We start from the raw sequence: 9,762 nt of genomic DNA, 5'->3' as shown, positions 1-9,762 counted from the left end.
CAACTAGGGTGACGGAAATTTCTGGGGTTCCGGCTTACATCCCCAATTCGGAAAAAATCGTACGCTAAGCTAACGGTGTTCTCGTGACAGCTCTTTGAATAGGCTTTCTAAGGCCATACTGATAGCCCTGACTTCCTGAAAAGCCATGGCTAAAATTTGTGCGGCTAAAAGGGATAACCGATGGTAAAATAAGTTATCCCTGTCGAGATACTGAAAAGCGTTATCCTCGTTTTTCCCAAAACTGTTTTGCCAGTTCGCTCAGAGCGCTAGTTAACTGAGCGACAGATTTCGCACTTTGCAAATTATTCTGCCCGGTCTGTACATTGGTATCAGCAGCATCGCGCATATTGATAATACTGCGGTTTATGTCTTCACTTACTGCTCCCTGCTGCTCGACCGCAGTCGCTATTTGCGTGTTCATGTCGGTAATTTCGTTAACGCGTTGGCCAATTCCATCAAGAGCTGTAGCTGCTTCCTCTGCGTGAGCTACACTCGTGTGCGCTTGCCGACTACTTTGCTCCATGACTGTAACAGCGGATTGCGCTCGCTCTTGTAGAGCGCTGATCATGCTTTGAATATCCGTTGTCGATTGCTGTGTGCGAGCAGCAAGACTGCGAACCTCATCGGCGACAACAGCAAAACCACGCCCCTGCTCACCAGCACGCGCGGCCTCAATTGCTGCGTTGAGTGCCAACAAATTCGTTTGCTCGGCGATCCCTCGTATAACGTCAAGAACTTTTGATATCTCGTTACTTTGACCTTCAAGCTCATGAATAACCTGAGCGGCTTGCCTAATTTCACCTTCAAGGGCAGTGATTGACTGGCTTGTGTGGGCTACCAGACGCTGGCCAGATGCCGTCTCAGTGTCTGCTCTTCCGGCCGCATCTGCAGCATGCTGTGCATTGCTCGCAACCTCTTGAATGCTTGCCGCCATTTGGTTTACTGCCGTTGCTATTTGATCTGTCTCTGCCTGCTGCTCAACTGTAAGTACATTGCTTGACTCAATATCCTTTAGTAGGCTTCGGGTGTGTTCGCTAAGCCGATTTGATGCATCACCTATGCGACCTACTACGGCGCCTGTTTCAGCTTGCATCATTCGTAAAGCAAACTCTATTTGGCCAAACTCATCGGTGCGCCCAGTGTAGAGGGATTGACTTAATGGGTTATTGGAAATATTCCTGGCTCTTTCAACCAGTCTTCCAAGAGGAGAGAGAATAGCCAAAACACTAACAGAGCTTAAGCTTCCTGACATTAAAGTAGCTAACAATAAGCTGCTTATTGATGTATCAATAAGCATGCCGGCAGCCATTGCGCTTGATATAATACTACCCCATATGAGCAAGAGTATTTTCACGGAAAAGCTAGCAGCCCATTTCGGCCTCGCGGCCTTCCCGCTTCTCAGTTGAGCATATAATTTTTCCGCAGCCAAAACCTGCTCAGGTTCAGGCTTGGTCCTTACAGACTGGTATTCAACAATCGAACCATTCTTAACTATTGGCGTTACATAAGCACTTACCCAATAGTGGTCGCCATTTTTACAGCGATTTTTTACTAGCCCCATCCATGAGCGGCCAGATTTTAATGTACTCCACATATGCTCAAATGCAGCAGGCGGCATATCTGGGTGTCTTACGATGTTGTGAGGCTGGCCTAATAGTTCTTCCTCAGTGAAACCACTGATTTTAATGAAGTCAGGATTAACGTACGTGATATGGCTTTGAGGGGAGGTAGTCGAAAGAATATTGGCATCTTTTAGGAGTTCTAAGTTTCGACCCGTCACTGGTAAATTCTGGCGCATAAGAGCCTCAAGGGTTGGCTGTTTTATTTTATTGTGTTCGGCATTAAGCCCAATTTCTTTAGCGTTACGATAAAGCTAGCATGGAAACGATAGTGGATTTGACCCCATAGGTGCAAGCAAGTTAAGGAAAGTGCGAACAAGTATCCCACGAACAAAAAATTAAAATTTTAGTCATTTAATATCAATGGGTTACCAGTAAATGCTCTCGTGCCATATGACTTATTCGCACCTTCCCAAGGCGGGGCATTTGCTGCCTGAAAGTTTGCAACGCTTCTGAGGCGGTTTTAGGGCCGGATCCTGCAGGGTGTTTCTGGATCTATCCACACTCCTGAACGGGGACGACTAGCGCTGTCTGTCGCGCCCCCTTCGGGAGTCGCCAAGCGCAGCGCGGCAGGCAGTTAGACCCGCATCCAGCGCAGCAGCAGGGCCAACAACGCTATCCATGCCGCCATATCCCACGACGGTCCCGCCAAGACGCTGTAGATAGGCCCCGGTGCCAACCAGTACAGCAGGGCTTTCGCTGCAAAGACGGCCACCATCACCGCCACCGAGTGCCACAACATCAGCCCCGGAAACCGATCACTCAATCGCACCTCAATCCACCTCCACGCCTGCATCGAGTAACCGTTGCCGCCATGTATCGGCGGACAACAGGGCATAGTGGGCCACATGCTGGCGCAGGTATTCGGTATCAATGACGATCCAGCGGCTGCCGTCGTCATCGATCAGCCAGTCGATGGTCGCACCGAGGAGGTCGATCAGCGGCTTTCCATCGGCCCATAGCCACGGGGAGCCTTGATAGCTCGCCAGTTCGTACTCAACCGGGGGGAACTGGCGAATATGCGCCACCGTGTCAGGAGTACCCAACCGACCTGATTTCATACCCGATCTACTTAATTATTGTCACTGTGACGTTATATTACATACTCAACCCGCTACTCTGGCTCTGCTCTTTTCGCAGCACCGCGGCCCTATCGACGATCAACTCTGCGCCTTGTTCAAGCTCTCCAGCGAGCTTTTGACTATGCTCACACTGCTGTTCAATGACCCAAGTGCTGCTCCGGTAGCCCGGTTGGTCTGGTCCAAACTCCGGCCCATGCTGGCTAGCTCGCTCCTGGTACTCTTCTCCAAGGCTACGAAGGCGGTGTGTAAGTTGGCGCAGTGCGTCTCGTACCCTTCCAAGGTGCTCTGCAACTGCGCCTGTAAGCTCTCCAAGGCACGCTGTTGTGCGTCGAGCTGCTCCCGCAAGGCTTTCGTCTCGTCCTGGTGCCGTTGCTCCATCCGCTCGAATTGAGCTGTCAGCAGCCGCTCTAACTCGGTCATCTACTTCACCTCCACGGCCATCAGGCCCTTGTACTTCCCTTCGTCCATCTTGAACGGCGTATCGATCTGCCTCGCCACGATGTACCGCCCCTTTCCATCGCGCACGAACGTCACCCCTTTGGGCAGACTGTCTAGGGTCCGTTGGGCTGTGCTGATCTGCTGGTTTAGGCGCTGAAGCTCGGTCAGTTGCCCAGTGATCTCGTTCGCCAGGTACGCTGCCAACCCCCAGGTACTGCCCCCGGCCCCTAGGATCACCGCCATCGATATCAGCAGCGGTTTGAGCCATCCCCGGAACGTCACCAGACTCAGGGCCTCCCCGTCCGTCTTGAGTTGCTCTAGGGCCGTCCTGAGCGGATCGATCGCCTGCTCGATTGCCTTCCCCTGGGCGAGAGTGATCGCGTCGTTTAACCCCTTTTGGATCTGCTCCAAGTCCGTCAAGCTCAAGCATTTGAGCGCGTCCACGGTCGCCTGTTGTTGTTCCAAGGCGCTCTGCTGTGAACCTAACAACGTGGTGATCTGCTCGCTCTGCTGCCGAATAGCGTCCCTGGTTGTACTCAGCTCGGCGCTCACATGCTTTGTCAAACGCTCGCTGAGCTGTGTCAGATTGGCCTCGGTCAACGTGGCCACCTCGGCCAGCTCCTCGGCTTGCCGCTGCGCTAGTCTCTCGCTCAAGCGTGTTTTCAGCTCGCCACCCTTCTCCATACAGCTCTCCTTTGAGCCGGATGCCCTGCGGGTATCCCTCCGGCCTGATCGTGATGTAGTCCTTGCCCTGGCGGGTGATCTCGAATTCGAGCACCTCGCCCAGGTACTCGAGTAATTCGCCCCGGTCGCGGATCAGCCCCTGAGCCACCGCCCCAAGCAGGTGATCCCCTATCTGCCGCTTGATGGCAGTCCTGTCCTGCTGGCCCTTGTAGGCGTCAAAGGAGGGCTGTATCAGCCGTGCCCGGAGCGGGTCGTCTGGTCTGGCCCAGCCCTTGCCGTAGTTCCATTTATCCCGCAGGGCGTCAAAGTCTTTTCTATGTCCGGGCGGGGCAATGTTCAGAGATTTTCCCGTGCCCAGGTGAACACGGGGCACCAGAATGTGGACGTGGACACCGCCCCCAGCCTCCCTATGCTGCACGGCGGTCAGGTGCACGTCCTGCCTATCCAGTCCGGCAAAGGACAGCGCCTCGAAGTCATCCAGCACCGCGCCGATCTCCGCGTCACTGGGGGCCTCTTCCTCCGACCAGGAGATCACCGCACTCCGGTATCGATGCTGAAAATCGAGCGAGTCCGCCACGGCGGCGAACTGCTGCGGATCACCCCGCAACACCGCCACCCCGGCACGTTCCTCGCCCTTGTGGTCGTGACTGTCCAGCAAATAGGTCGCCGCACTGCTGGCCTTACCGGTGCCATGAGCCAGGAACTTAATCATCATGCCCGTCATCCTCCCGGTTCGGCGGAGGCGGAAGCTGCGGCAGTAGTCTCCCGGCGCTCTCCTCGATGCTACGTAGCAACGTCAGCAGCTCCACCAGGTGAACCGGGCTTCCTACCAAGCGGCATTCGTTCACCGCCCTGGCGATCTGGTTGAGGTTCGATCCCAACGCCGCGAGCTGGCGCATTAGCGCCGGGTCTGCCAGGTGGCGGGGGTCTCGTTCCCGCCGTGACCGGGCGGGGGCAATGTGGGTTTGCTGGTCGGCATCCACCTTGGATCTCAGCCAGTCGGAGAGGGTCTGACCCTCGTCACTGGCACCCTTGCGCCACTTGGCCAGGGTGGCTGGGTCGAGGCGAAGGCTGGCCGTTGTGGTCTTTCGTTCTGGCTTTGTCATTGGCTCTCCAAGCCGCGCTGCGGCGCGGGGTTTGAAGGGGCGGAGCTCCTCACCAGCCCCCGGATACATGGAGACCGCGAAGCGGATGGAATGTAATACGGGGTCGGCTGGCTAATAACCAGTACAGCAAAAAAATAGGGGGTCGGCAACTTGCTAATTATCGTCACAGTGACACATAATAGATTACCGTTACAGTGACAGGAAATGACACCATGAAGGACGCCAAGGATCAGGGCACTGGGGACATGTTTGGCATCAAGCGCGGACGGGGTAGACCAAAGACCGGAACAGCCAAAAGCGGGGCAGAACGACAAGCCGCCTACCGGGCCAAACAGCAGGAAAATAACGTTACTGTGACGATAAATAGGGCACTGATGGAGGGGTTGGGTGCCCAGATGCAGGCTATCCGGGATCGAGGATCAGCGGTGGTTCTGACCCCGGAACAGGCCGGGGAGATCCTGCAGGCACTACGAACAGCAGACAACAAACAGCTCCGGGGATAAGACCTATTGCCCACAGGCCAAACACACGGCCTGATGGACAACCCTTCGGGATCGGCCTTACCCCCCTCGCACCGGTTCTCTCTCTGGAATGATTTTAAGGGCTCAAAGAACCCCCTGCGGGGGCTACTATCTGATAAGGCTTGTTTCGATCACTCAGATTCGCGTTTCAGGTACAGGCTGACCGTACTGGGCGAGATCCCAAGATCCTCACCTATGTCGCGGTTGCTGTACCCCATACCCTTAAGCCTGAGCACCTCCGGTAAGAGGTCTGCACGAGCCTTACCGCTATTACTGGGCCTGCCCCCCCCCTTGGATACTTTCCCCCCCTTGGCCCCTCTGGCGGCCTGTACGGCGCTGAACCCTGCGGGGGTTAGGTTACGGTGCGTCCACTTCGCAATGGACTTAGCGGTGTGCCGGACTTCGATGGCGGGCAGCGGCAGCTCAAACTGGACGTTGTACCCGGTCGCTCGCTCGATCACAGCGGCCTGCCAGCCATCAAACCCCGGCCAACCCTGTCGAATCGCCTTGTAAGCCCATTGGCGCGTTTTCTCGAATAGGGTGCAGTTACGCCCTAGCCCGTAGGCTGGAAGCTGTTTGCGGCCATTGTAGGGGCTCAGGTCGAGGTAGTCGGACAACCAGCCGAGATCGTAGCTGTGGGGCTCCCATACCTGGACAAGCCAGTGGGTGTGCAGGGGGTTCTTGCAGATCAGCCCAGAGTACCCCAGATCGGCCCCCAGCCTCTCCCGGAGGGCGGCCTCGATGGCGGCGGCATACCGCAGTGGGGCCACCTTGCCGTCCGGGGCAGTGCGGATCGGGGTCTCCAATCCATAGATCAGGTGGGCGTGGCCGTTGGCCCTGTTCGTCACCGTGATGTTCGGTGCCGGGGCGCCTACGTCATCCCAGGATAACGTAGCGGCAGCATGGTCTACGTCAAACACGAGCCAATACCGATGCGTTGGCCCGTTCGGCTGGATGTAACGAGCCCCAAGGGCACGGCTGACATCCGCAATGGACAGACCCGTGGTAAATTCGTCGGTGTGGTAGGGCTTCCGGGGCAGGCGCTCCCGGAACAGGTCAAGCTGTGCTCGATTCAATGACCACCGCGCATATTGGCGGCGCTAAAGGGTTGTCTGGTGTGATCCATGTGATATATTTCACCTATTGCATAAGTACGGCCCCGAACTCTCTGTAATCTCCCGCCAAGTTGATCAACAGAAGTTCGGGGTTTGTCTTTTCTAGGCAGTACGTTACCGCACGACCCCCTCCATACGCAAACGCATACAGCCCTACCTACAAGCACCCTTCACCAGTGGCTTGGTAGGGGGAACCGCAGAATTCGGGGTTGTACGCCGGAATCCCAGAAATTTCCGTCAGCCCAGCTCCAGTCCCGCCACGAGCGCATCCAGGTCGATGAACTTGCCGTCAGTCTGGAAGGTGTAATGCCCGTTCAGCAGGATGTGCCGCCAGGCCGCTGGCGACATCTGCGTGATCAACGCCAGCGCCTTGGCATTGCCAGCTGCCTCGTACTTCGTCAGCAGCAGGGACAGGATCGCCGAGTTGTAGAAGATGATCGCGTTGCCGATCAGCCTGGCGCACTGGTTGCTGATCTCGATTTCGATGTCGGTGCGGCCGGTCAATTCCTTCTTCCCACCGACTTGGGCGATGGTCGAGCGTAGCTGGTGATAGGACTCAATGCGGTTCTGCGAGCGGTGAACATTACGCTCCAGTTGCGGGTCGCGCAGGTAGCGCAGTGTGTAGATACTGCGGATGAGCTTGTCGAACTCGAAGATTGCGCGCCGCGTCGGGTTCGGCGCCGTATAGGTGCACAGCTTGCGGATCAGCGTGCCCTGCGTCATTTCCTTCAGGCCCAGTGTGGCGACGATTCGGTCGATGTTCGCCTTCTCACCGACGATGAGTTGCCGGTCGATCTGGCCAGCCGGCCGGATCAGGCATTTCTCGTACAATGCCAGATCATCGGCGCAATACAGCTCCTGCAACTGGTCGTCGAGGTCGGTGAAGCGCGGCTCGAAACGAAGTCCGAACCAGTGCAGGATGGCGAAGTTGGCCTTGTTGATGCTGTGCATGTCGCCGGTGATCGCGCTCGGCACGATGTCCGACGTGTTGCGGTACCAGATGTCGAACACGTGGTGAGCCTCGTACTCGTGTGCGCCTATCAGGTAGCCGTTCAACGGCACGTGATTGCACAGCAGCGTGTAGGCGACGACGCCCTTGCCGCGGCCGAAATATTTGCGCGAGTAGCGCGCCTTCACAGTTGGTCGCTCGACGCCGAATTTCTGCCCATCAACGGCACCGTACAACGAATCGAGGTCGAACGAGTAATGCGGGAAGATCGGCAGTGCGGCGATGGCGTTGCTGATGCAATCGTTGGCCACATGTAGCGTCGCCTGGCGCAGGTACTGCTGGTAGGTACTCTCCAGGACGTGGTACGGGATGTCGCTGGTACGTGCCATAACCTGGTTGCCGTGGTTCATGGCTTGGGCAATGATCACCGCCATCAGACTGTCGGCGTCGGCTACCTTCTTCGCATAGCGTGGCTGCAATGGTGTCAGCGCCGACAGGAACTGGCACTGGCCGTTGACGAAGCGAAACACGTCGGCGACATCGCAGTATGGCAGTTGCTCGTAGAGAGCTTGCTCGCGCGCCTTCTGGTTCTCCCCCTTGGGCTTGCGCCAGGTCAGTCTCTGCGTGTCCTTGTCGTATTCCAGGTGCGTCAGCTTGCCCTGTTTCAGCTCGCGATTGAACGCCACCCATTGCGCACGCAACTCGGCCGCCAGTGCATCGAGCTGGGCACTGATCGGCTGACGGAAATTTCGGCGGTTCCGGCTGATCCAAGAATCTTGGCGTGACCTTACCTCCGCTCTACCGCTGGGTGCCAGCCTCGGCGCACGCCTAACCACCCAACTCAGAAAGGAAAATAAGTTGGTAAAACGCATTCCCGTATCCGAGCTTCGTCTCGGCATGTACATCCACAAGCTCGCCGGCTCTTGGTTTCGACACCCATTCTGGCGCGGCAGCTTCCTGCTGACCGAGCCTCAGGATCTCTCTGCCATTCGAGAATGTGGCGTCGGGGAGGTCTGGGTCGACCTGGCCAAAAGCCAAGTCGACCCAGAGAGCCCAGAGAGCCCAGAGAGCCCAGAGCCCAGAGCCCAGAGCCCAGAGCCCAGAGCCCAGAGCCCAGAGCCCAGAGCCCAGAGAATTGTCGGAGGAGCAATCTCTGCCGTCTAGTCGACTAAGCAAGAAAAGTGACGGCGCAACCTCAATGGAGAGCGAAATGTGTTATGCACGGAAACTCTGTCTTGCGGCCAAGCCCCAAGTCATGGACATGTTCCAGGAAGCCCGGCTTGGCAAGGTCGTCGACCCAAGCACGACGTTGCCGCTGGTCGGAGAAATCGCTGCCTCGGTGCTGCGCCAACCTCATGCCCTCATCAGCGTCGCACGCATCAAAACGCACGACGATTACACCTACCTTCACTCGGTTGCCGTCTGCGCCCTGATGCTATCGCTGGCCCGGCATCTCGATCTAGACGAGGAGCAAACGCGCCTGGCTGGCATCGGCGGACTGATGCACGACCTAGGCAAGGCCGCGATGCCGCTGGAAGTGCTTAACAAACCAGGCAAGCTCACCGATGCCGAGTTCGCCATCATGAAGCGCCACCCTGTGGAGGGCGCAAAGATGCTGCGCGCAGGCGGGGCCGAGCCCGGGGTGGTGGACATTGCCCTGCACCATCACGAGAAGATCGACGGAACCGGCTACCCGGATCGCTTGGCCGGTGACGCCATTTCACTCCTGGCCCGCATGGGCGCAATCTGCGACGTCTATGATGCCGTGACGTCGGAGCGAGCCTACAAAAAGCCGTGGGACCCGTCCGCGGCGATGCGGCAGATGGCCAAGTGGGAGGGCCATTTCGACAAACGCATCTTCCACGCCTTCGTCAAGGCCGTGGGCATCTACCCCGTCGGCTCCTTGGTTCGCCTGTCCTCTCAGCGTCTGGCCGTTGTCGTTGAGCCGGGAATGGAATCACTGCTGACTCCCAAGGTTCGCGTGTTCTTCTCGCTACGCTCGAGAGAGCCGATCCCGATGCAGACCATCGACCTGGCGGCCACGAGTTGCAAGGACAGTATCACTGGCCCCGAAGACCCGACGCTCTGGAACTTCGAGAACCTCGACGACTTGTGGATGGAATAGCCCCCACAAAACGACGGCCCCGTGAGGGAGCCGTTGAACATCGTCGAGCGATGCCCGTCCAGGGAGGGATGGCCGAGCTCGATTCTCCAGAAGGTAGCTGGTGACACGAGTGTTGAGCCCACC

10 protein-coding genes and 1 pseudogene are annotated in these 9,762 nt (G+C 57.3%); 3 read left to right on the top strand and 8 right to left on the bottom strand.

Features of this window, described 5'->3' with window-relative positions:
• Window positions 1-220: 220 nt before the first annotated feature.
• The 6 genes from ACPW74_RS23500 to ACPW74_RS23475 form a co-directional block, all read right to left on the bottom strand.
• The gene (locus tag ACPW74_RS23500) at window positions 221-1,798 is read right to left on the bottom strand and encodes a methyl-accepting chemotaxis protein (RefSeq protein ID WP_425859288.1); all 1,578 of its coding nucleotides are present in this window, start codon (window positions 1,796-1,798) and stop codon (window positions 221-223) included.
• A 398-nt stretch (window positions 1,799-2,196) separates the two neighbouring features.
• Window positions 2,197-2,385 carry a hypothetical protein gene (locus ACPW74_RS23495; protein WP_146037070.1) on the bottom strand — a complete coding sequence of 63 codons (189 nt, stop codon included), beginning with the start codon at window positions 2,383-2,385 and terminating at the stop codon, window positions 2,197-2,199.
• Between the two features lie 7 nt (window positions 2,386-2,392).
• Window positions 2,393-2,665 (bottom strand): hypothetical protein, encoded by a 273-nt coding sequence (locus ACPW74_RS23490; protein ID WP_425859286.1) that lies wholly within the window; start codon window positions 2,663-2,665, stop codon window positions 2,393-2,395.
• 114 nt (window positions 2,666-2,779) lie between these two features.
• Complete coding sequence (locus ACPW74_RS23485; RefSeq protein ID WP_065804673.1) at window positions 2,780-3,121, bottom strand: hypothetical protein; 342 nt, start codon at window positions 3,119-3,121, stop codon at window positions 2,780-2,782.
• Window positions 3,122-3,823, bottom strand: a complete 702-nt coding sequence (locus ACPW74_RS23480) for a hypothetical protein (protein WP_257707765.1) — start codon at window positions 3,821-3,823, stop codon at window positions 3,122-3,124.
• A 704-nt stretch (window positions 3,824-4,527) separates the two neighbouring features.
• A complete protein-coding gene (locus ACPW74_RS23475; RefSeq protein WP_103252464.1) occupies window positions 4,528-4,929 on the bottom strand; it encodes a MobC family plasmid mobilization relaxosome protein in 402 nt (133 codons plus the stop codon).
• A 212-nt stretch (window positions 4,930-5,141) separates the two neighbouring features.
• On the opposite strand from ACPW74_RS23475, the gene ACPW74_RS23470 reads away from it, so the two are divergent.
• Window positions 5,142-5,432, top strand: a complete 291-nt coding sequence (locus tag ACPW74_RS23470) for a hypothetical protein (protein WP_257707764.1) — start codon at window positions 5,142-5,144, stop codon at window positions 5,430-5,432.
• A 149-nt stretch (window positions 5,433-5,581) separates the two neighbouring features.
• On the opposite strand, the gene ACPW74_RS23465 is transcribed toward ACPW74_RS23470, so the two are convergent.
• The gene (locus ACPW74_RS23465; protein ID WP_257707763.1) at window positions 5,582-6,526 is read right to left on the bottom strand and encodes a replication initiation protein; all 945 of its coding nucleotides are present in this window, start codon (window positions 6,524-6,526) and stop codon (window positions 5,582-5,584) included.
• Between the two features lie 276 nt (window positions 6,527-6,802).
• Window positions 6,803-8,257 (bottom strand): annotated as a pseudogene (locus tag ACPW74_RS23460) (Tn3 family transposase); the annotation flags it as partial.
• 154 nt (window positions 8,258-8,411) lie between these two features.
• Between ACPW74_RS23460 and ACPW74_RS23455 the strand changes: the two are divergent.
• Entirely contained in the window at window positions 8,412-8,678 is a 267-nt protein-coding gene (locus ACPW74_RS23455) for a DUF3391 domain-containing protein (RefSeq protein WP_233759766.1), read from the top strand.
• Window positions 8,679-8,775: 97 nt separating this feature from the next.
• Window positions 8,776-9,639 (top strand): HD-GYP domain-containing protein, encoded by an 864-nt coding sequence (locus tag ACPW74_RS23450; RefSeq protein ID WP_425859290.1) that lies wholly within the window; start codon window positions 8,776-8,778, stop codon window positions 9,637-9,639.
• Window positions 9,640-9,762: the final 123 nt, after the last annotated feature.

It is taken from the genome of Aeromonas sp. INTO2 (assembly GCF_049860605.1).
Taxonomy (GTDB): domain Bacteria; phylum Pseudomonadota; class Gammaproteobacteria; order Enterobacterales; family Aeromonadaceae; genus Aeromonas; species Aeromonas caviae.
Note: the sequence above shows the minus strand (reverse complement) of the source record. Positions and strands in the feature narration are given on the sequence as shown.